22 protein-coding genes and 5 pseudogenes are annotated in these 22,892 nt (G+C 42.9%); 13 read left to right on the top strand and 14 right to left on the bottom strand.

The genetic code is table 11. The annotated features are described in order from the left end of the window. The 11 genes and pseudogenes from VZ94_RS00355 to hemW all read right to left on the bottom strand — a co-directional run. Positions 1-520 (bottom strand): YiaD family glycine zipper/OmpA-like lipoprotein (locus VZ94_RS00355; RefSeq protein WP_045777686.1); only part of this gene is annotated, 520 nt, incomplete at its 3' end. 33 nt (positions 521-553) lie between these two features. Continuing rightward, positions 554-1,666, bottom strand: coding sequence for an AI-2E family transporter (locus VZ94_RS00350; protein ID WP_239649524.1), 1,113 nt, complete (start codon positions 1,664-1,666; stop codon positions 554-556). Then, positions 1,660-2,268 (bottom strand): oligosaccharide flippase family protein, encoded by a 609-nt coding sequence (locus tag VZ94_RS31405; RefSeq protein ID WP_338040175.1) that lies wholly within the window; start codon positions 2,266-2,268, stop codon positions 1,660-1,662. Before VZ94_RS31405 ends, VZ94_RS00350 begins: the two co-directional genes overlap by 7 nt. Further along, complete coding sequence (locus VZ94_RS31400) at positions 2,243-3,139, bottom strand: lipopolysaccharide biosynthesis protein (RefSeq protein ID WP_338040174.1); 897 nt, start codon at positions 3,137-3,139, stop codon at positions 2,243-2,245. The genes VZ94_RS31405 and VZ94_RS31400 overlap by 26 nt, the downstream gene beginning before the upstream one ends. A 160-nt stretch (positions 3,140-3,299) precedes the next feature. Then, a complete protein-coding gene (locus tag VZ94_RS31395) occupies positions 3,300-3,458 on the bottom strand; it encodes a hypothetical protein (protein ID WP_338040173.1) in 159 nt (52 codons plus the stop codon). Further along, positions 3,439-4,944: a dynamin family protein gene (locus VZ94_RS00340; protein WP_338040172.1), complete on the bottom strand. Its 1,506-nt coding sequence runs from the start codon at positions 4,942-4,944 to the stop codon at positions 3,439-3,441. Before VZ94_RS00340 ends, VZ94_RS31395 begins: the two co-directional genes overlap by 20 nt. Then, positions 4,901-5,248, bottom strand: coding sequence for a P-loop NTPase family protein (locus VZ94_RS31390; RefSeq protein ID WP_338040171.1), 348 nt, complete (start codon positions 5,246-5,248; stop codon positions 4,901-4,903). The genes VZ94_RS00340 and VZ94_RS31390 overlap by 44 nt, the downstream gene beginning before the upstream one ends. 107 nt (positions 5,249-5,355) lie before the next feature. After that, positions 5,356-6,001 (bottom strand): annotated as a pseudogene (gene pyrE, locus VZ94_RS00335) (orotate phosphoribosyltransferase). Between the two features lie 556 nt (positions 6,002-6,557). Next, positions 6,558-6,761, bottom strand: a complete 204-nt coding sequence (locus VZ94_RS27580; RefSeq protein ID WP_239649523.1) for a hypothetical protein — start codon at positions 6,759-6,761, stop codon at positions 6,558-6,560. Further along, positions 6,721-6,996: a hypothetical protein gene (locus VZ94_RS27575; RefSeq protein ID WP_239649522.1), complete on the bottom strand. Its 276-nt coding sequence runs from the start codon at positions 6,994-6,996 to the stop codon at positions 6,721-6,723. Before VZ94_RS27575 ends, VZ94_RS27580 begins: the two co-directional genes overlap by 41 nt. Next, positions 6,950-7,705, bottom strand: a complete 756-nt coding sequence (gene hemW, locus VZ94_RS00330) for a radical SAM family heme chaperone HemW (RefSeq protein ID WP_239649521.1) — start codon at positions 7,703-7,705, stop codon at positions 6,950-6,952. Before hemW ends, VZ94_RS27575 begins: the two co-directional genes overlap by 47 nt. A gap of 223 nt (positions 7,706-7,928) precedes the next feature. Here hemW and VZ94_RS31385 point away from each other — a divergent pair, with 223 nt between their 5' ends. The 9 genes and pseudogenes from VZ94_RS31385 to cobC all read left to right on the top strand — a co-directional run bounded on the left by VZ94_RS31385 (position 7,929) and on the right by cobC (position 16,489). Then, on the top strand, positions 7,929-9,572 hold the full coding sequence (locus VZ94_RS31385) for a UPF0182 family protein (protein ID WP_338040170.1): 1,644 nt from the start codon (positions 7,929-7,931) through the stop codon (positions 9,570-9,572). Then, entirely contained in the window at positions 9,523-9,969 is a 447-nt protein-coding gene (locus tag VZ94_RS31380) for a UPF0182 family protein (protein ID WP_338040169.1), read from the top strand. The genes VZ94_RS31385 and VZ94_RS31380 overlap by 50 nt, the downstream gene beginning before the upstream one ends. Before the next feature lie 55 nt (positions 9,970-10,024). Beyond that, positions 10,025-10,582: pseudogene (locus tag VZ94_RS31375) on the top strand (UPF0182 family protein); the annotation flags it as partial. Between the two features lie 196 nt (positions 10,583-10,778). Continuing rightward, positions 10,779-11,445, top strand: a pseudogene (locus VZ94_RS00320) (response regulator). A gap of 50 nt (positions 11,446-11,495) precedes the next feature. Next, complete coding sequence (locus tag VZ94_RS00315) at positions 11,496-13,019, top strand: ATP-binding protein (RefSeq protein WP_239649520.1); 1,524 nt, start codon at positions 11,496-11,498, stop codon at positions 13,017-13,019. Positions 13,020-13,183: 164 nt separating this feature from the next. Then, a complete protein-coding gene (locus VZ94_RS00310; protein WP_045777683.1) occupies positions 13,184-14,122 on the top strand; it encodes an Lcl C-terminal domain-containing protein in 939 nt (312 codons plus the stop codon). A 355-nt stretch (positions 14,123-14,477) separates the two neighbouring features. Further along, positions 14,478-15,119, top strand: coding sequence for a hypothetical protein (locus VZ94_RS00305; RefSeq protein ID WP_045777682.1), 642 nt, complete (start codon positions 14,478-14,480; stop codon positions 15,117-15,119). 108 nt (positions 15,120-15,227) lie between these two features. Further along, positions 15,228-15,986 carry an adenosylcobinamide-GDP ribazoletransferase gene (cobS, locus tag VZ94_RS00300; RefSeq protein WP_045777687.1) on the top strand — a complete coding sequence of 253 codons (759 nt, stop codon included), beginning with the start codon at positions 15,228-15,230 and terminating at the stop codon, positions 15,984-15,986. After that, positions 15,971-16,489: an alpha-ribazole phosphatase family protein gene (gene cobC / locus VZ94_RS00295; protein ID WP_045777681.1), complete on the top strand. Its 519-nt coding sequence runs from the start codon at positions 15,971-15,973 to the stop codon at positions 16,487-16,489. Before cobS ends, cobC begins: the two co-directional genes overlap by 16 nt. Here the strand turns inward: cobC and VZ94_RS00290 are convergent. Then, on the bottom strand, positions 16,478-17,329 hold the full coding sequence (locus VZ94_RS00290; RefSeq protein ID WP_045777680.1) for an NAD(P)-dependent oxidoreductase: 852 nt from the start codon (positions 17,327-17,329) through the stop codon (positions 16,478-16,480). The genes cobC and VZ94_RS00290 overlap by 12 nt on opposite strands. Before the next feature lie 2 nt (positions 17,330-17,331). Next, positions 17,332-19,170 (bottom strand): biosynthetic arginine decarboxylase, encoded by a 1,839-nt coding sequence (gene speA / locus VZ94_RS00285; RefSeq protein WP_045777679.1) that lies wholly within the window; start codon positions 19,168-19,170, stop codon positions 17,332-17,334. An 85-nt stretch (positions 19,171-19,255) separates the two neighbouring features. Between speA and speE the strand changes: the two genes are divergently transcribed. From speE to VZ94_RS00265, 4 genes and pseudogenes are all read left to right on the top strand, one after another. Continuing rightward, positions 19,256-20,104, top strand: a complete 849-nt coding sequence (gene speE, locus VZ94_RS00280) for a polyamine aminopropyltransferase (protein ID WP_045777678.1) — start codon at positions 19,256-19,258, stop codon at positions 20,102-20,104. After that, complete coding sequence (locus VZ94_RS00275; protein ID WP_239649519.1) at positions 20,105-20,560, top strand: MarR family winged helix-turn-helix transcriptional regulator; 456 nt, start codon at positions 20,105-20,107, stop codon at positions 20,558-20,560. Between the two features lie 228 nt (positions 20,561-20,788). After that, positions 20,789-21,050: pseudogene (gene ubiK / locus VZ94_RS00270) on the top strand (ubiquinone biosynthesis accessory factor UbiK). A gap of 30 nt (positions 21,051-21,080) precedes the next feature. Continuing rightward, positions 21,081-22,593, top strand: a pseudogene (locus VZ94_RS00265) (YifB family Mg chelatase-like AAA ATPase). Between the two features lies 1 nt (position 22,594). On the opposite strand, the gene VZ94_RS00260 reads toward VZ94_RS00265, so the two are convergent. Beyond that, positions 22,595-22,892 (bottom strand): hypothetical protein (locus VZ94_RS00260; protein ID WP_045777677.1); only part of this gene is annotated, 298 nt, incomplete at its 5' end.

The raw sequence follows: 22,892 nt of genomic DNA, 5'->3' as shown, positions 1-22,892 counted from the left end.
TACCGTGTTGCGATAAATAGCTCGATACACTCAGCGCGCGTTGCTCAGATAATTTTTGATTATAACTATCAGAACCTGTGTCATCGGTATAGCCTGCGATATTAATTGTCGATTCCGGATAGCGGTTTAACACTTTAGCCACTGAATCTAACGCCTGCCGAGCTTGTGGCGTTAAATCGGCAGAATCGAAACCAAACGTCACATTACTAGGCATGGTGAGTTTTAATTTGTTTTTCGCTGAGCGCTTAACTTCTATGCCTGTCCCTTGCAAGGTTTCTTGCATCTCTTGCTCTTGGCTGTCCATATAAGCACCGATAGCCGCCCCGACGGCACCACCGGCCAACGCGCCAAAGCCTGCATTTTCTAGGTCGTTACCGCCAAACAGCGTACCTGCACCCGCACCAACTGCCGCACCTATGCCAGCGCCTTTAGCCGTATTACTCATTGAGGTTTCGCCCGTTTGTGGGTTAGTGGTACATGCAGAAATAGCAAGCGTCCCTATCAATAGTATTTTTTTCATGATTAACTCCTCTGTTGTGAAACTGACTCTAAGTCAGGATGTTTCGTTAATGGTGTTAACGTCGCTCAACCAGTCGCGCCATATCGACATAAGCACCGCCATAATGGTAGGCCCTAAAAATAAACCTAATAATCCAAAGGCTTCCATGCCACCGAAAATACCGAGTAACGTCCAGATAAACGGCAATTTAACCGCGCCACCGATTAAGATGGGGCGTATATAATTATCGGCAATTAACGTTAACACCATGCCATAAGTAAACAACGCTACGGCTTCGACAATATGTCCCTCAGCGATTAACACTAAAGAACACGCGCCAAAAATGAGCTTAGCCGCAAAAGGAATCATAGCAAATATACCGGTAAACGTGCCCAATATTGCTGGATGGCCAGTGCCTGCTAAAGCGTAACCTGCACCTAATAGCAACCCCTTGCCTAAGCCAATTAACAACATGCCATTGACCGTAGCACGTACTGCCGCAGTCGCATGTAAGGCATAACGCACACCGACTTCGCCAAATAGCTTACGGCTACTAGCAAGCACTTGCTGGCTAATAGAATTGCCGTGTTGGTAAACGAATAACAACACTAATAAAATCATTAAAAAACTAATAAATCGGCTAAGCAATTGTCCTGCTAAATCTTTGGTGTAACTTAAAACACCGCTATTACCTAGCCAATGCATTAATGTCTTAGCCGCTTCGGCATTGCCTAAGGCTTCTTGCCAACTTTGGATTAACCAAGTGCCTATATAGGGCAATTTGCCTAACCATTCCGGCGGTGGTATGCCAACTTTTTGTGCCGCCTCTAAGACTTGACCTAACGATTGCGCTTCATGGAGTAAGCGATGCAAGCCATAGCCTAACGGCGTTAAGATAATGGTGCCTATCATTAACGTAAGCAAAATAGACGCAAACGTCACTTTACCGTGTAATTCTTTGCGTACTAGCATACGCTCATAAACAGGCCATGTCGCTATTGCTAAGACTACCGCCCAAGCAATTAAGGGTAGATACGCTAATAAAACCCAGCCACCTAATAGTAATAAGATAATTAAGCCTACGATACGTGCTTTGGCTTCTGGAATATGCGACATAATGTGTTGAGTGAGGGTATTGGGTTGGGTATGGGAGCAGAATTTTAGCATGATACCGGCACGCGCTTAGCCGGTTTCTCAAAAAGCACAACAAACAGTAGATAAACAGTGAGTAATAAACCCGACACTAGCCAAGCATTTAAGCTACTGTAGGTAATGGCAAACTCTTTGGCTTTAAAAAGACTAATACCCAGCGTAATATAGCCTATCAGCCGTTTTATATCATACGCAACCGGGTAATAAAGCTGTCCGAGTAGATAGGAAACCATAGCCATCGCACCGTAACACATTAACGTAGCCCAGGCCGCGCCGGTATAACCATATAACGGAATCCAATAATAATTCAGCGTAATAGTTAATAACGCACCGGCTATCGACAACCAGGCACCTAAACCGGTACGGTCAGTCAGCTTATACCAAATCGATAAATTGACATGGATACCTAAGCATAAATTAGCGATTAATAAAATCGGCACAATGGTTAAGCCACTACGATAAGCTTCGCCAACAAAGTATTGAAAAAAATCGATAAATAGCGTAACCAGTAAAAAGATAAACACGCAAAAAATAACAAAGTAATTCAACACCTTGGCATAAACAAGTTTTGCATCTTGTTGGCGCGAGTAACTAAAGAAAAAAAGGTTCTGCCGCATAACGAAACGCCTGGATAAACAATGACATGAGTATCGATAATTTATAACACGCGCTATAAATACCCAGCATTTTCATATTGGTAGCCACATCATGCGGTAATAAATATTTCAGCAATGCTCTATCAAGCATCTCGTTAATAATGCCAGCAAAGCCAACAATCGCCATTGGCGTGGAATATACCAACATTTTAATAAAAAGCTGACGCTTAATACCCCAACGCAATCCCAATAATTCCGGGGTTAATAATAAAAACTTTCCGGCACTAGCGATTAAATTGGCTATAAACACATAAGCCACACCTATCTGCGGCTGGTATAAGAATAATAATGGCGAATCAGGTGTCTCGCTGTGTAGCTTAGGACAATACACAATAAAAAATAGGCTTAAGCCTATGGTTATAATGATTTCAGTTAGCTTTATCGTAGCAAAACGTAAAGCTTTATTTTCCGCTCTTAACCGTGCAAACGGTACGGTACTCACCGCATCTAAACTTAAAATAGCCGTGAAATAGACAATATATTCAGGATGTTCGGCATAATGGATTAAGGTGGCTAGCGCCTGTTGATTAACTATTGCGGCGGAAACAAAAGCCAAATTTAACAACACGATAAACCATAGCGCAGTGGCATACGCGCTGTCACGCTTGCTTTCGCCGTTGCCGCGAAAACGAAAATAGCCTGTCTCAAAGCCTAATACGAGAAGCACGGAAAAAAATCCAGCATAGGCATAGAACTCAGAAATCACACCGTATTCAGCCGGTGCAAAATAGTAGGTGTAAACCGGAACGAGTAAATAATTGAGAAAACGGCCAACGATACTGCTTAAACCGTATATTGCTGTCTGTGAAACTAGCTTAGAAAAAATACTCATGAAGTATGCTTAAGCATTTTAATGAGGTGTTTTATAGGGATACCGGGCTGGCTGTACGCAGTCAAATTCGGGGGTAACCGGAAGGTGTGATAAGAGGATTTAAGTCTCTTTATTAGTCTTGAAAGGGTACGCCGTGCGTACCCTACTACGAGTAAAACGTCTATTGTTCTGAATAATCAGGTAATAATTGCTCAATTTGCATGGCTTTTACAATCGCCATTAATTCGTGTTGTTGTCGTTTTAATGGTGCTAACTCTGCTTCTAACGCCGCAATATTCTCTGCGACCGAACCTTTAGAATCATTGATTTTGCGCAGCATTTGCAAAACGTCCCTCGATTTGCTTTTTATGGTCTTTAATTTGCTGCATTAACGGTGTTAATGCACCATTACTCCACGCAATCGCATCGGTATGGGCTTGTTTAATAATACCCCTCGCCTTAGAAATTAACGTGTTATAAAGCTTTTCAACAACAATATGTTGCTCAGTCATCGTGACTTTAGTACTTGAGCGAAACGCCTCGCCTTCTTCAAAAACTTGTTCTAATTCAAGCTGATACTGTTTGACAGAAAATAACTGTGGCTCGATTTCTTTAAAACCGTATTCGTCTTTGAATTTTTTATGAATAGCTTTAACTAAGCGCCGCGTTTCGTTAGTAATATCGATAGAATCTTGCAATAAATCGCGTAAATTGTCGAATAACGTGCGCATGTTTTGCTTCATACCATACGTCGTTAAACTCTTAGTAATATCAATGCGCGCTTGCTCAACAACCGCATCCACTTTTTCATCAGAGAACGAGTCAATAAGCATTTTGGCTTGCACGATAAACACACGCCGACTTGATTGAAAGTTCTCGACATTAGCCATGTAAGAATTTTGCTTATCACGCGTTTCAGCCATTAATTTGCCTGTCATTTCCTGATTATGGAAATCGACTTTCTTGAACTCTTCTAGTTGCTCAGTGGCATGGCCTAATGAAGAATTGGTCAAACTCAACGACTCGTTTAATAAAAAGCCTAAGTCACGCACAATGGTGTTCATCATGATGCTACGCTTTTGTTTTAAAATATCAGTCGCTAAAAACTCCTCTAGCACCGGTAAACGGCTTTTATCTAACAAATTAGCGTCACTTTTAACTTTAGCTAATAAGCCTTGTTTAGCCGAAACAGGGAAAATAGCATTTTCATTAATTTTAAGAATACTAGCAGACGCTTGTATTTGGGATTGTATAGCTCCCTCAAAATCGTGATTTTCGCCAATATCATCCCACATAGCGTCAATCTTATTCATAACGACGGCTAAACCTTGTGTTTTACCGCTTCTAGCGCGCGTAATATGCGTTAGCCAGATTTCTAAATCACTTTTAGTTACACCGGTGTCGGCAGCAAGAATGAAAATAATAGCTTGCGCACTAGGCAACATATTCAATGTCAATTCAGGCTCTGTACCTAATGCATTAAGACCTGGGGTATCGATAATGCATAAGCCCTCTTTTAACAACGGATGCGGAAAACTAATCATCGCATGTCGCCAACAAGGAATCTCTACTTCTTCAGGCAATGGATTACCTTGAGCCTCTGCTTCGGCAGGGTCCCACAAACCTAAGCGATCAGCAGTGGCGCGATCAACTTTTTTAGTGGCAATCAGTTCTTTGAAGACGCTCTGCATTTGCATAGGAGAATTAGGATCCAATGGGAAATGCTGCCAGCGCTCGGGCACGGTCTTGAATTCTGCTAATGAAACATTTTCTAAACGCGATTCAATATTCAATAAGCGTATGTAGCTGCCACCTTTTTTCGTCATAAAAAATTTCAGTAGGCGACATCGTCGTGCGTCCTGGTGACGATGGCAATAAACGCAGGCCAGATTCGGCAAAAAACATAGCATTAATTAACTCTGTTTTACCGCGTGAAAACTCGGCAACAAACGCTAAAGTCACACGATCATTTTGCAAGCTATTAAGAATATTTAAAATCGTATTCGTACTATGGGCAGTTTCTAATCCGTAACGATTAAGCCATTGCTGATACATTTCTATGGACTGTATTAAATTTGCACGCCATAACGTGTATTCGTGCATTTTTTCTTTAAATTCCAGATTCCTCATAGCTAGCCTTTTATTTGGTATAGTGGTCTAGGTCTGTTATTAACATATCCAACAATTGTAGTTCATATATTTGCAACCGTTGTATTTAATCAAAGTTAATTTTAATGCTAACTTTGCTTAATGCCATAAAGTTGTTGATATTCGGTAATTTGTGCAACTAACGTCCTGTCTTCGCTTGCTAAAAACTCTATAATATCAGCTAGTGTGATAATTGCAGTCACAGCTAAGCCGAACTGTTGTTTTACTTCGTCTATAGCGGAACACCCATTCTGACCTAACTCTTGTCTATCAAGGGCTATTAATACACCGTAAGCGGTTGCACCTGCAGCTTGGATAATAGAAACCGATTCTCTAACAGACGTACCAGCGGTAATAACATCGTCTAAAATCAATACATTACCGGTAAGCGCTGAGCCAACAATGACACCGCCTTCACCGTGATCCTTAGCTTCCTTGCGATTAAATGCAAACGGAATATCTTGCCCAGTTAATTCAGAAAAGGCGATAGCCGTCGCGCACGCTAGAGGAATACCTTTATAAGCAGGCCCGTATAACACATCGGGCGTCATACTCCCAGCTAATAAGGCTTGGGCATAAAAAACGTCCTAATTTGCTAAGTTGAGCGCCTGTTTTAAATAATCCAGTATTAAAAAAATAAGGACTGGTACGGCCTGATTTTAATTGGAATTGTCCAAATTTTAATACGCCTAAATCCAGCGCAAAATGTATGAAATCTCTTTGATAGTCGAGCATGAGTTTAACAATTGTAGGTTAAAGACGGCCACCAGTTATAAGTAGGGACAGGACATTCAGAGCGCAGGACATCGTAAATACATCCCTATAGGCTTGGTGGCAGCATCCATGCTGCCACCACCTGAAGCCACAAGGATGTGGTGAATGCAGAAAACGCCAGGAGCAGTTTTGTGCCTCTCTAAACGCCCTATCCCTACGTGACATTGTCCCGTCTAAAGTAAAACCAAAAGCCAAGCCGTATTGCTTATGTGATAATAAAAGCTTCTCTCTTAATCAGCACTGAGCCCTTTAAGCAGTTTGTACGCCAATTTATAGTTTTGTGCTGTGAATAACAAACATTTTATCAATTATAGCTATAGAACTGCACCAGACCACAGAGCATTAGTCTGTATGTTACCATTTAAAGTTAAAGGGTTAGCTATAATGACCGACTCAATGAAGCATAGATTTTTCTTACTCGTCATCAATTCATAGAGAGTACAACACAATGTGAATAAAAAGGCAGAAAAATGCTTAAAAGTGACGAAGTTGACATAGTGTTGACAAAAAATGTCAGTTATCCCGCCATAAATTCTTGTAACACACTATCGAGAAAATACCAGCCAGTATCACTACAAAAATAATGCCAATCATCGAATTGTATTAACTGTTGCTTAAGACAAACTGACAAAGCTGGCTCTAACGCGCTTATCGTTAACCCTGTCATCGCTTGAAACTGCTCAGCAGTAAAACCTTGTTTTAAGCGCAGTTGATTCATCATAAACTCTAAGGCTAAGTCTTCTACAGCAATGGCCTGGCCAGACGGTAAAAAACGCTTGTAAGCCTAAATAGTGTTCTGGATGTTTAGGTTTTTGGCTGCGGATAATCCTATCAGGTAAGCACTGAGTGATTTTGCCATGCGCGCCCGCACCTATGCCTAAATAATCACCAAAGCGCCAATAATTTAAATTATGCCGACATTGTTGCCCTGGCAAAACTATAAGCTGAAATTTCATATTGTTCAAAGCCGTGCTCCGCTAATAACGCTTGCGCAGCTATTTGCATAGCATAAATCGCTTCATCGTTTGGCAAACTGGGCGGATATTTATAAAACCAGGTATTAGGCTCTAATGTCAACTGATAAAATGATAAATGCGTAGGGGCAAGCGAAAGTGCTGTATTGATGTCAACTAAGCAATCGTCAAGGCTGGCTCCCGGCAAACCAAACATTAAATCTAAATTAATCTGCTCAAACCCTGCCTGCTTAGCTAAATGAACTGCATGAATAGCTTGTTCTGCGTCATGCACTCTGCCAAGTTTATGCAATAGTGTATTGGAAAAACTTTGTACGCCAATCGATAAGCGGTTAATACCCAAACGTCGATATGCTGAGAATTTTGCACTTTCTGCGGTGCCTGGATTGGCTTCTAAGGTAATTTCCGCATCACTAGCGATGGGAATTAAATCGGCAATACCGGTCAATAACTGCTCGAATGCACTAGGACTGAATAAACTAGGCGTACCACCACCAATAAAAATGGTATTAATCACCCTGTCGATATGGTAGTTCGCAATATCAGCACGTAAATCAGCGAGCAAAGCAGCAATGTAGCCGGTTTCTGGTAAGGTGTTTTTTTGTGCATGGGAATTAAAATCGCAATAAGGACATTTTTTTAAGCACCAAGGAATATGAATATAAAGACTTAAAGGTGGTAATACAGACATAAAGTTCTATGTTGAACGTGATAGCCGATCCGATAATATTGGCAGAAAACCGCTGCTCGGCAACTACCCCTGCGTTGCTAAGCCACAGGGATGTGGCTTAAAGAAAAAACGCTTACCCGCCGTTGAGTGTTAGAATACTGAAAAATTACAAGCTTGTCAGTTTTGGTGCAAAGGCGGCGGTGCGAAACGACCATAGCCTCCCTGCTTTCGTTACGAGGATAGTATGCGAAATTTGAAGTTAATTCCTGTCTTGATTGGTGCGCTTTTAGCGCTTTCTATCATCTTATATATTGCGTTTTATTTTGTTTTTTTAGATTTATTCGTAGATTTATGGTGGTTTGAATCACTTAAGCTTGAAGGATATTTCTGGTTAAAACTATTGTATAAATTCTTTTTATCCGGCGGCGTAACACTCGCCTTTTTCACTATTTTCTTTTTGCATTTCTGGATTGCGTCGCGCTATTTGGGCTTAAATACCGCGCAAGAAGCACTCGCTAATCCTGATGAGCGTCGGCGACTACAGCGGTTTTCCGATGTCTTTATGAATGGCAGCGTTAAGGTTTATACCCCTATTGCGCTGGTCTTAGCAATCTTTGTTGCTATGCCGTTTTATCACCAATGGGAGAAATCGTTATTGTTCTTTTTCGGTGCTGCGTCAGGTGTCACCGAACCGATTTATGGTAATGATGTCAGCTTTTATTTACTGTCTTTTCCACTTTATGAATTGATTCAACGAGAATTGCTGACGACGGCAGGCCTAATTTTCATCATGGTTGGTCTGTTGTATTGGTTAGAACATCTTTTCATGCCTTATCAACGTAAAGAGTTTCCATTAGGTGCCAAAATACATCTACTAGTCTTAGGTGGTTTCGTCATCGCTTTTGTGGTTTGGGGCTTTATGCTCGAACGCTATTCGTTGTTGTATGTTGACGCACACGAACCGGTGTTTTATGGGCCTGGTTTTGTCGAGCTGCGTTACCAACTGCCACTAATCTGGTTAGCGATACTAACTTTCTTAGCTACGATGATCTGTGCAGGCTTATATTTATTTTCTGAGAAGCACCGAATTAAAACGCCGTTTTATATTTCGCTAGCGGCGTTTTTAGCTGCGTTATTGTTACCGAATATAAGAGTCATTCCTGAATTATTACAACGCTATATCGTGAACCCTAACCCGGTTAGAACCGAACAAGCGTTTATTCAAAGCAATATCGATGCAACCTTAGCGGCTTATAATTTGAATAACGTTAAAACCGTAGAAACAACTAATCAAATCGACGCCGCAAAAGATATAGAAACCTGGAGTACGCAAAAACGCTTTGAGAATATTCCAGTATGGGATAGAGAATATATTATTGATAGCTACCGACAACTTCAGGAAATCAGACCTTATTACAAATTTCGCTCTGTCGATGAAGATAGGTATTTTGTCCTCGACCATACCCGCCAAGTCAATATCTCGGCGCGGGAAGTCAATATTTCAAAATTACCCGAAGGCGCGCAAAATTGGGAAAACCGACATTTACGTTATACCCACGGTTATGGCGCGGTAGTCACACCGGCGTCACAAGATGCCGATAAACCACAAACCTGGTATTTGCGCGATTTGAATATGCAATCCACGGTAGGATTTAGTATCAAACATCCTGATATTTATTACGGCCAAGAACAACTCAATTACGCGATTGTACCTAACCGCTTAGATATTGTTGATATTTCAGGCAGCCAGGAAGCAGATACCGATATTTATCATGGCATTGGCGGTGTACCGATTCCATCGTATTTTCGTAAAGCCTTATTAGCTATTTACTTTAACGATGAAAAAATCTTTTTTTTCCACCAATATCACTACCGAAAGCAAAATTAAGTTTCATCGTAACATCAGTGAACGAGTGCAAAAAATTACACCGTTTTTGCAGCTTGACAAAGACCCCTATTTGGTGATTACACGTGATAGGTTTTACTGGATTATCGACGGTTATACGCTATCGAATAAATATCCTGTATCAAAACCATCGGTTGACCATTTCCAAAGCGGTACGCAAGAATTTAATTACATCCGAAATTCGGTAAAAATAGTCGTAGATGCCTACGATGGCGATGTTGATTATTATATTGTCGATCCTAAAGACCCATTGATAATGGCGTATAGCAATGCTTATCCGGGGTTTTTCAAAGATATAGCGGACATGCCCTTAGAATTACGCCAGCACTTGCGCTATCCGCGTGATTTGTTTTATGCGCAAATGAAAATTTTTTGCTAAATACCATCAAAAAAATCCAGCGTTATTTTATGAACAAGCCGAAACATGGGAGTTTGCTAATTTACGCGATAGCATCGTATTACCTTATTATCAAACCATGGATTTCGGGCGTTGCAATGACACAGAAGAATTTGTCTTAATTAACCCGATGACACCGTATCAACGCAACAACCTCAGTATGTTAGGTATTGCCAGTGGACTGGACAGCATAGGCTGTAGCGAAAACTATAAACCCAATATCACTGTTTATAAATTTGGTAAAGAAGTGCAAGTCAATGGCCCAGAACAAATCGAAGCGTTAACGCAACAAGTTCCCGAAATTTCTGAGCAGTTCACGTTATGGGGACAAGCGGGTTCTATCGTTGAAATGGGGCGTATGGTTATTTTACCGATAGGTAGCACCGTGTTATATGTGCAACCTATCTATATCGCATCTGTTAAAAATAAAATGCCGGAATTAACCCGTGTGATTGTTTCTATAGGTAATGAAACAGTCATGGATACCACCTTGAAATCTGCACTTGAGCGCTTAAAACAAAAATTCATTAAAAATGAAAAGCTCAGCAAAATGGCGTTACCACCGGTAACTGAGCCAAAACCTACCGTAGACTAACCCGCGATAAGCGATAAAGGAATATACTCTGAACGGTGACATTTGGTATCTTGTGTTGCCGTAGTGGGCTGTACGCACCTTTTTTTCATTGATTTTTAATGAAAACTTATTAAAGGTGCGCACAGCACACCTTACCTAAAAACCGAAATTTTAACTGTTTAAAGTATATGTTCAATTCAACAGTGATTAGCGAGCTATGCGTTTATTGTTAGTAGAAGATGATGAAATACTAGGTGATGGTATTGTCGCCGGGTTAACCATGGAAGGTTACGCCGTAGATTGGTTAACCAGCGGCAAACTGGCCGATGAAGCGTTAAAACTAAATAGCTACGAACTCATCGTGTTGGATTTAAATCTGCCCGACATGGATGGTTTATCGGTATTAAAAGCATTGCGTGCGAGAAAAGACGAAACACCGGTCCTAGTGTTGACCGCTAAAGACACTATTGCCGATAGGGTTAAAGGGCTAGATAGCGGTGCTGACGATTTTGTCATTAAGCCGTTTGAGTTAGATGAGGTGTGCGCTAGGCTAAGAGCGTTATCACGACGCAAAGAAGGCCGTAGTGTCCCCACTATCGAATACAAAGGTGTTATTCTCGACCCTGCTGCGCACCAAGTCACATTTAATAATGAAAAAATCGATTTATCGCAAAAAGAATTCGAGATTTTAAACTTTTTTAATGAGCAATATCGGACGAGTGATTTCACGCGCCCGACTTGAAGAAAGTCTATATTCGTGGAATTCCGACATTGAAAGTAATACGGTGGAAGTTCATATTCACCATTTACGTAAGAAATTAGAGCCTAGCTTAATCCGAACTGTCCGAGGTGTAGGCTATATCATTGATAATGACGACGAATAATGAAGTATTCGTTACGAAAACGCCTGTTGATAAGCTTATTAACAGCAACCATGGTCATTTGGGGTATTGCGGCTTTTGTCAGCTATCAACAAACCCGCGCTGAAGTCGCAAGCCTATTCGATGCCGAGTTATCACAATCGGCAAAAGTCTTAAACGCATTCCTAGAAAGCTTACAACGTGAAGGCTCGCTGTCAACGTATTGGAGCCAAGATTTAGTAGACAAACACCTACACGCTTATGCGTTAAAGCGTAACCCCAAAACCAAAAATAATTTTGACTTATGGACGGGACAAAATAATTTTCTCAGTCTTAAAACCCAAGAGCCGTCGGCTTTAAAAGGCTTAAATCAAACCAATATCGACGAATCATTATGGTATATGTTCGATGATTTGTTACAAGAAAAAGCGGTCACGCAACAATATGAACGCAAAATCGCCTTTCAGCTCTGGTCCAAAAAAGAAGGCTTAGTCTTATATTCGGATAGCGCACCTAGATACCCATTTGCTAATTTACAGAATGGCTTTAGCTCAACCGAAATTAATGGCGATTTATGGCATGTCTATAGTTTGACCAATGCCACAGGCGAATACAGTGTACACGTTGCGCAAAAAGAAGAAATACGCGCGGAATTAGCCGATGAAATTTCTACTCAACTCGTTACCCAGTTTTTAATTGGCCTGCCCGTACTAGGCATGGTCATTTGGATGATTGTCGGCCAAGCGTTAAAACCCTTAGCAAGACTCGAAAAATCATTAGCCAAACGCGAAGCCAGCTATTTAAAACCGTTATCAACGCGTGGCCTACCTAATGAAATCGTACCCATGGTCACAGAAATTAATAACTTATTCGTACAACTAGAACAAGCGTTTGAACATGAACGCCGCTTTACCTCTGACGCAGCGCATGAATTAAGAACGCCTCTAGCCGGGTTGCTCACCCAAGCCCAAGTCGCGTTACGCACACATGACGACAGCATGCGTAAACAAGCGCTTAAACGCATAGAGCAAGCTGTTAATCGCATGACTTATATGGTGCAGCAATTATTAACATTTTCTCGTATCGAATCCGGTACAGAATACATGAATCAAGAAGTGCTAGAACTCGACAAAGAGGTCGTGCAAATCGTCGCTCATTTAGAGCCTGAAGCACATAGGAAAAGAATACAACTCGAAGTCGTCGAAGAAAGCCCCGTACCTATCATCGTCAACGCCGCACTGATTGCTATCTTAATTCGCAACTTAATTGACAACGCGATTAAATACACCCCCAACCAAGGCAATATCTTAATCAGCGTGATAGGACGCGGTAAAACCTTGGATTTTTGCGTCGAAGATTCAGGCCCAGGCATTGCGCCTGACCAATACGAAAAAGCGTTACAACGTTTTCATCGTTGTATAGAAACGGCTTACGCCGCTCAAGGCACAGGTCTTGGTTTATCCATCGTGCAACGCATTGCTGCAATTCATAACGCCGACTTAATCTTAGGCGTCTCTCAATGGGGCGGGTTAAAAGTGACTGTGTCATTTCCAAGCGTCGTAACCAAACCAAAAAACACAGCTACTATTGTTAACTAGATTATGTAATCAACCCAGTTTGTGGTAACGAAAGTGAACTCACTGAGCACTAGACACCGTTGTTTTTCTGTTAATCCCTTGTAGAATAGGCGGCGCAGCCATGCGGGCATGTGGTTTATCTTACTCACTAAGCTTCATCATCCTTCAACCTAATGGAGTCCCTAATGAATTCAGCGTTAACAACCAGTGTGTGCGCTTTAGCCTTCGCGCTATCGGGCCTGAGCTATGCTGCCCCGTCGGGTAAATCTGTTGCCCCCGCCATAAAACTGCAAGGAGGGAGCGCATCCAGCGTCGAATGGCGCGCACCGGTCACATCAAGCTATAAAGTGCATGTGTTCGTGCCGAACAACGGCGCCGCGCCTAACGCCTTATACCGGATTTACCCAAACGGCAAACGGAAAGACAGCACTGAGTGCCTGAGTAGCGACGAAAAATTCCCCTGCTACGAAGTCAGCATCGATCAGACGCAACACCAAAATGCCTGGACACAACTGACGTTAAACGATGACCCCGAAACACAATGGGCGTTTACTAAAAACAAAGGCTATGTCAGCGCCGTAGCAAGCAACCTAGCTGCCACAGAACTGCTGAACCTCTCCTCTCTAATACGCTTTGAGAACCAAACGATACAAATCGGCAAAACCTATCAAGGGGGCATTATTTTCTACATTGACAAGACTGGCGTACATGGCTTAGTAGCCGCCGCTAAAGACCAAAGCGAAGGCATTCAATGGCATAACGGTTTTTATATTGACACCGGCGCGACCGCTACGGCTGTTGGTACGGGTGCGGCGAATACTCAGAAAATTATTAACGCCCAAGGCTCAGGCCAATACGCCGCTAACCTGGTCAGCAACCTGAGTTTAAACGGTTACGATGACTGGTTTCTGCCGTCGAAAGATGAGCTAAACCTCATGTACCAAGCCATCGGTCCAGGTGCTATTGAACCGATAACTAATGTCGGTGGTTTTGCGTCTGGCGACTACTGGAGTTCATCTGTGTACAATAACCACATCGTTTGGTCCCAGAGCTTTGCTAGTGGCGACCAGTTCAGCAACTATAACTACATTCAGCTCTTAGTCCGTGCCGTGCGGGCTTTTTAACACTTTTACCCTTTAGCTATTTCCTTTTTCCACACAGCGGAAGTTTTTTTGAGGTATGGCGACGGCCTGTTCTGATTAGAACAGGCCTCATGACGTTTCAGGAGAGCTATGGCGCTGTGTTATGATTTGCCTGTTTATCAGAATACTTACCAACGGGTCACGATAAGAAGTGTCAAATAAGATGTACCGAGGTACGAGGCACATCAATCGAGCAAACACGCGAACGATGCGCCTCTATTCGTTCGACGCATCCTAATAAGCGCATTTTATGGTCTTAGCGCAACCTGACTTATTTGCATACCATACGTTGATTTTTAGGCGAATCCTTAGTTGAAACTTGAACAGGAGTCACACAATGTCTACCGTAACCCGTGATGAAGTATGGGAATTGTTCCGCGAAGTGGCGCGCAGTTCGGCGGAAAATAGCTTACAGCTTGCAGAAAACAGCCTACAGCTTAAGGAAACCGACCGCTTAATTAAAGAGCTGCGTGAGAGCCAAAAAGAAACCGACCGTCAGTTCAAAGAAACAGACCGCAAATTTAAGGAAACCGACCGCAAGATAAACGAGTTGAATGACTTGTTTACTTCGCAATGGGGACGTTTAATGGAATCGCTAGTGGAAGGCGATTTGGTCAAGATACTGAATCAGCGTGGCATTGCGATTAGCGATACGTCGACCCGTCTAAAAGGAAAGCGCGCTGACGGCGGCAACTTTGAGTTCGACATTCTGGCGCATAACGGTCATGAAGTGGTTGTAATTGAGGTTAAAACCACGTTGCGTCCAGACGATGTGAAAAAATTTCTGCACAAACTAGGACAAATGAAGCAGTGGCTACCTCGCTATGCCAACAATACGCTATATGGCGGCGTGGCATGGTTGACAGCGGTCGCAGGTGCGGAAGATATGGCAGTTAACCAAGGCTTGTTCAGTATTCGTGCCACAGGTAACTCGGCATCGATTGTCAACACGCAAGATTTTCGTCCTAAGGCTTGGTAACTCAGTTGCTGGTCGCGACCATTTCTACCAAGAATTAACATAACCGGTAGACCTTTAGTTTTCTAAACTATGATTCAAAGCGACAACGCACCTGAATATATGCTACTCATGAAAAACGTAAGGAAACACTTACAGTTACTATTACTTGCTATCAGTTTTTATACCCGCATTCCCATTCATCGCCGGTTAAATACTGAGCTACTAGCCGCCGCGAGTATTTATTTACCAGTTATAGGCTGGCTTGTTGGCTCACTAACGGCGCTTGTTTTTTACGGTGCTACGCTATTATGGCCTACACCCGTTGCAGTATTGCTAAGCCTTGTCATGAGTTTACTATTAACGGGTGCGTTACATGAAGACGGTTTTGCTGATGTATGCGATGGTTTTGGCGGCGGTCGTGATAAAGAACACTGCCTGACAATTATGCAAGACCCACGTTTAGGTAGTTTCGGCGTATTAGGTTTAGTATTTTTATTGCTATTAAAAATCAGTCTGCTAACGAGCTTGCCGGCTAATCACACACCTTGGCTTTTACTAGCAGGTCATAGCCTTAGCCGATTCGCACCGTTGTGGTTAATGCATGGTTACGATTATGCGCGTATCGGTACATCTAAAAGCCAACAGGCAGTGATGCGGTTAAGCCCCGCGCAACTAGGCTATGCAGCAGTTTACGCATTACTCCCCTTACTGTTTTTACCTGGGTTATGTGCTGTAGCGTTAGTGCCTATGGCAGTAATCACATTAGGGTTAGGCCGTTACTTTAAATCCCGTATTGGTGGTTATACCGGTGATTGCCTAGGGGCAAGTCAGCAAGTTACTGAAACCGTATTTTACTTAACCACATCAGCGTTATGGACGTTTATTTAGTTAGACATTGCCAAACTTGCGCGCCGTTGGGCGCTTGCTATGGTCAAACTGACGTACCCTTAGCGCCGGACTGGCAACAGCAACTACCCAGCATACAATGTTGTTTACCTAGCACAGCTTTAGTATTTAGCAGCCCGCTAAGCCGTTGTTTACAACTAGCATTAGCATTAACTGATGATGTGCATATCGATGATAGATTATTAGAATTAAATTTTGGCGCCTGGGAGAATCGCTTGTTTTCAGCGTTGCCGCAAGCCGAGCTACGCGACTGGTGCGACCATTATGTGGATACCGCACCGCCTCGCGGTGAGAGTTATAGGCAATTGCAGCAACGTGTGTTCGCGTTTTATCAGGATATAACCGCGCTTAACGCCGCATCAGTCGTTATTGTCACTCATGCTGGCGTCATTCGCGCGCTATCAGCGATACATTATGGGTTAACCGCTGAGCAAGCCTTTGAGTTAACCATTAAGTTTGCCTCAGTACATCGACTAACGCTTTAAACGATACAACGCTGAAATACCCTCATCAGCAAAGCCTTGCGCCATCAGTTGTTGATAGTCGTTAACCGTCATATCGCTCACAGGTATGGCAACCCCTGAGGCCGCCGCCATCGTTTGACAAATTTTTAAGTCTTTATGATGTAAGCCTAATTTAAACCCCGGCTTAAAACTATCATTCACCATGGTTTTACCGCGATGGTCTAAAAACCAATTGCCTGCTGCGCCACCTGCAACGACATCAATGACTTTTTCTAAATCTAGCGCTTGTGCTTTAGCAAACGCTAAGGCTTCGGTCACTGCTTGGTTAATGCCGGCACACATGATTTGATTCACCGCCTTAGTCGCTTGTCCTGCGCCCGTCGGCCCCATGTGCATGATACGCTTTGCCATCGCGTGTAATACCGGTGTGACTCGCTCTAGCACTGCGGCATCACCACCGACCATCATCGCTAATGCACCATTATTCGCGCCTTCTACGCCACCCGATACAGGGGCATCGAGAAACGCAATGTCTTTATCAGCGAGTATTTCAGCCGCTTGGCGTGCAGTCGCATTACTGACCGTAGACATATCGACAACTACCGTACCTGGTTTAGCGGCATTAGCAACTTGTTTGACAATATCTAACACATCATTATCAGCGGTCACACATACTGCGATGACATCAACCGCTTCGGCTAACCTCGCTATACTTAGGTAGCAGATTACCGTTAATTCATCGGCATAACGCTGCGCTGTCGCGGCTGTTCGGTTATAAACACCGGTTAAATATCCGTGCTTGGCTAAGTTTTTCGCCATACCTTGTCCCATTGCGCCTAACCCAATTAATCCAACCTGCATGATTATTTCTCCAAGTAAGTGTAAGCATTTAAACCGGCATTGAGTTCTTGCTCATACGCTTGCTGTAGCTCTACGCTTAAATCACTAGCCGCCAGCTTAGCTTTAAACGCCGTTTTTAATTCGTCGCTGCTAATGTGCACATAATCCAATAACTCCGATACATCCTCACCTTCTTGCAAATCAAAAAATTGATAACCGTTTTCGTCGATTTTAATATTGATTGAATGCGTGTCACCGAATAAGTTATGCATATCGCCTAAAATTTCTTGATACGCCCCTACCATGAAAAACCCAATTAAATACGGTTGTTCGCGATTAATCGCATGTACCGGCATGGTTTTCTCAAGGTTTTGTCCATCGACGTAAACATCGATACGACCATCCGAATCACAGGTTAAATCTTGAATCACCGCACGTCGGCTTGGCTTTTCATTTAAACGATGTATAGGCATGATAGGAAAAACTTGGTCTATCCCCCAAATATCCGGCAAGGATTGGAATAGTGAAAAGTTACAAAACACTTTATCGGCTAATTTTTCTTGCAACTCTTGCAATATCGCCGCTTCATTTTGGTTATTTGGATTTAAACGACTGGCTAAACGCTGGCAAAATAACGCGTAGTCATTTTCAGCTTGGGCTAAGCCATTGATATTAAGCTTATCACGGGCAAATTGAGCGCGTGCTTCTGCTACTTGGAAATAAGCATCATGATAAGCCTCGACGGGGTTGCTGAAATCAGTTTGAGCGCTTAAAGCACTGACATCGCTGTATACTGTTTCAATATCGGTAACATTGGTGATTAACACAGCATGATGCGCCGTTAATGCTCGTCCCGATTCGGTAATAATATCTGGCTCAGGAACGTGCTTTTCGGCACAAACATCGGCAAAACTGCGCACAATGTTTTGCGCATATTCATCTACGCTATAATTAATTGACGACTCCCGCCGTGACCGGCTGCCATCATAATCGACGCCTAAGCCACCACCCGCATCGACGATTTTTATCTGCGCACCTAGCCTGTGTAGCTCGACATAAAATTGTCCGGCTTCTTTTAGGGCGATTTTAATATCGTGAATATTGGCGATTTGCGAACCCATGTGAAAATGCATGAGTTTCAACGCCGATAACATATTAACTTGCTTTAAGCGCTCGACTAATTGCAAGACCTCGTAAGCATGTAAGCCAAATTTAGATTTTTCTCCACCGCTGTTTTGCCATTTCCCCGCGCTAATACTGGATAAACGCACCCGTAAACCTAACATGGGTTGCACCTCTAAACGCGTGGCCTCTTCGATAATCAACTCTAGCTCTAACGGCTTTTCAATCACTAAATACAGATTCAAGCCCATTTTTAAGCCTATCAGCGCTAGTCTAATATACGCCCTATCTTTATAACCATTACAGACCACAACACCTTGATGCGATAAGGCCATAATGGCTAATAATTCAGGCTTACTGCCCGCTTCTAAGCCAATATTATCAGCGGCTAAAATCCCTTCAACCACCTGCCGTTGTTGATTGACTTTAATAGGATAAACAGGCGTATAATGGCCTTGATAGTTTAGTTTTTCTGCCGCCCGTTTAAACGCTTGATCTAAACGCTGTACTCTATCTTTCAAAATATCAGTAAAACGTACTAAAACGGGTAACGATAACTGCTTCTCGGTTAACGATTCGGCGATTTCTAATAAATCTAGCTCTAAGTCTTTGTCAGCACAAGGCTTTACGCTGACATGACCGCGTTCATTAATGGCAAAATAGCCTTCGCCCCATTGCTTAATCGCATAAACCTCGGCGGCCTGTTGTATCGTCCAATTGCTGTCATCGAGTAAATTCATTTAACACTCCGCGTGTCACAAAAAAGAGCTCGAATTCTAATATAATGGCTGGCCTAATATTCGTTTATTTTTCAGGAATTCCTACATGAATCCAACACAATGGTTTACTGAACAAGCCCCTGGTGATGAAGTAGCCTTTTCTTTAGCCATCAAACAAAAACTCCACGAAGAGCAATCACCGTTTCAACACTTAGAGATTTACGAAACCAAAAGCTTTGGTAACTTAATGGTGATTGACGGTTGCACCATGGTTTCTACCCGTGATAATTTCTTTTATCACGAAATGATGAGCCACCCGGTGTTATTTACCCACCCCAACCCTAAGCGGGTATTGATTATAGGCGGTGGCGATTGTGGCACGTTAAAAGAGGTCCTAAAACATCCAGGCATTGAACACGCATTGCAAATCGATATTGATGAGCGCGTCACCCGTTTAGCTGAGATTTATTTCCCCGAACTTTGCTCATCTAACAATGACCCAAGAGCTGAATTACAATTTATCGACGGTATTAAATGGATAAAACAAGCCGCACCTCAGTCTATCGATATAATCATCGTCGATAGCACCGATCCGGTAGGCCCGGCTGAAGGCTTGTTCGGCGTTGATTTTTATCGCGATTGCTATGCGTGTTTATCGGAAAACGGGTTATTGATACAACAAAGCGAATCGGCGTTATTACACATGAATTTAATCGCAGCTATGCGTGATGCTATGCGTAGCGCTGGCTTTGCCGAACTACAAACTTTGTTTTTTCCACAATGTATTTATCCATCAGGCTGGTGGAGCGCAACTATCGCCAGCAAAACCGAACTGACCGGTTTTAGAGAACACGACAGCGCTAATAAACCTTTTGCAACCGTTTATTACAACAGTGATATTCACAAAGGCGCATTAGCGCAACCTGAATTTTTTAAACAAGCGTTTCCTAAATAAATGCACGATACTACGACGACTTTTAAATTAATTGAGCGTATTAGCAATTTAGTACGCTCAGAAGAACGCAAAAAATTTGCTGCGATTGGGTTGCAGCCGATTCATGTGCAAGTATTAGACTATTTAGCGACATGCAACCGCTTTAGCGATACACCTGCCGCTGTCGCCGAGTTTTTAGGCTTAACCAAAGGCACCGTTTCGCAATCGATACAAGTGTTAGAGCGCAAAAATTACTTGGAAAAAAGCCAAGACGCCCAAGACGGACGCGTCGTGCATTTAGCATTATCCGAGGCTGGTTTAAAGCTTTTACAAGAAATTAAACCGATGGATGTCTTTGAAAAAGCTCAGCAAGCTATTGTCGAACACGGTTATGACAGTTTAGACGCGGCATTAAGCGGATTATTGGCAGAATTGCAAAAAGCAAACAGCGCTAAAAGGTTTTGGGGTTTGCCATAGTTGTGTTAATTTCATCGAGCAAGACAATCATTATGTTTGCAACTTAACTCAATTACCGTTAAGCCAAACAGATGCTAAAAAAATCTGCCGCGAACATGTGTTAGCCGAACAAGCCGCTTAACGCTCGCTATTGTTTCTTGGTAAATGCTGCCTAGTACTTGTCTGCTTAATCAGTAGTTGATGGGTTTACATGGCAACTTTTTGTAACTTATTGTATTCAGAGGCCTTATGTTTGATACCAAAACCATTGATGATATTGCAAACCGGTTATCGGGTGCCGTTCCACCGGGGTTAAATCAATTCAAAGAAGACATGGAAAAAAAACGTCCATGCGATTGTGCAAAGCGTGTTGGGCAAACTTGATTTAGTCACACGCGAAGAGTTTGAAGTGCAAAAACTGGTGTTAGCCAAGACACGTAGCAAACTCGAAGACTTGGAAAAACGTGTTGCGGATTTAGAGCAGCAGCTTTTTAGCAAAGAAGAAATGTAAACAACCCTCGCAACGCCCACCTGTTCAGCTATGTCTTTAGCCATCATCTACAGTCGTGGGCGTTCTGGTTTATCGGCACCATTAGTCACAGTAGAAGTACATGTTAGTAACGGCTTACCCAGCTTATCCATCGTAGGTTTACCGGAAGCAGCGGTAAAAGAAAGCAAAGACCGGGTGCGTAGCGCAATCCTCAATTGTCAATTTGAATTCCCGGCGCAACGTATTACGATTAATTTAGCCCCCGCCGATTTACCGAAAGAAGGTGGTCGTTTCGATTTAGCGATAGCCTTAGGCATTTTAGCGGCATCGGGTCAAATTCCCACCCAAACCCTATCTGATTATGAATTCTTAGGCGAATTATCGTTAAGCGGCGATTTGCGCCCGGTCACAAGCGTGTTACCTGTTGCGATACAAGCACAACAACTAGGCCGAAAGCTATTATTACCGCGTGAGAATCTAGCCGAAGCGGTGTTAATTAAAGACATCACTGTTATTCCAGCCGAGCATTTATTAGCCGTTTGTGCGCACTTAACAGGGCAAACCACTCTCGAGACAATTTCTCAAGCACCCACACAAAGCACTCAGCTTGACACTGAATTAGATTTTGCCGATGTACATGGACAATACCATGTCAAACGCGCATGTGAAATCGCTGCGGCTGGCGCGCATAATTTATTGATGCTAGGCCCACCGGGTACTGGCAAGTCCATGATTGCTGCGCGTATGCCGACGATTTTACCACTATTAACCGAGCAGCAAGCGCGAGAAACGGCGAGTATCGCCTCACTCAGTGAACTCGGCGTTAATCCTGCCACCTGGCTACATCCGCCTTATCGCGCACCTCATCATACAGCATCTGCGCCTGCCTTAGTCGGCGGCGGCAGCCAACCTAAACCGGGTGAAATATCGTTAGCCCATAACGGCGTATTATTTTTAGACGAGTTACCCGAATTCGACCGAAAAGTCTTAGAAGTTCTACGAGAACCGCTAGAAACAGGCCATATCACCATTTCACGAGCTAATCGACAAGCCGAATTTCCCGCGCGTTTTCAGCTTATCGCCGCAATGAATCCTTGTCCCTGCGGTTATTTAGGCGATGCCTCAGGACGCTGCCGCTGTACATCAGAGCAAGTCGCTAAATATCGGGCAAAAAATTTCTGGCCCGTTATTAGACCGTATAGACATGCATTTAGAAGTACCCAGAATCGCTCATGAAATATTGCGTAAAGGCTCACCGGAAGGCGAAGAATCCAGTGCCACTATTCGACAACGGGTAATCAATGCTCGCAATCGCGCACTAACACGTTGTGGCAAAGCCAATTCGGCAATGAGTGCTAAAGAAGTGAAGCAATTTTGCCAAGTATCAGACACTGGCCATCAGTTGCTAGAACAAGCGATGGAAAAATTTGGTTTATCCAACCGCGCTTATCATAGGATTTTAAAACTGGCGCGAACCATAGCCGACCTAGCAGACGCGCCAAACATCGACATTAAACATTTAAGCGAAGCTATTGGCTATCGAAAATTAGATAGAAAAGTATAGCTTACAATAATTTATCCAAAGCCGTCATTGCCCCTACCGCTACAACAATTAAGCTACCTAACTTAATTGTCATGCGCTGCTCTAAATCGAGAAATTTCATCGTTAGTCGGTCTTCCATGTGGCGTATTTCAGTCCTAATTGCCTGAAATTCAGTTCTTACTTCGATTTTAAAAGACTCCAAATCATTTCTTAATGCCTGTCCATCCTGCTTTAGAATTTGCACATCTTGTTTTAAAACCTGTACATCCTCCTTTAGAACGTGCACATCTTGTTTTAAAACCTGCACATCCTCCTTTAGA

It is taken from the genome of Methylocucumis oryzae (assembly GCF_000963695.1).
GTDB lineage: Bacteria > Pseudomonadota > Gammaproteobacteria > Methylococcales > Methylomonadaceae > Methylovulum > Methylovulum oryzae.
The sequence above is the reverse complement of the archived record's forward strand: the minus strand, read 5'-3'. Positions and strand labels throughout refer to the sequence as shown.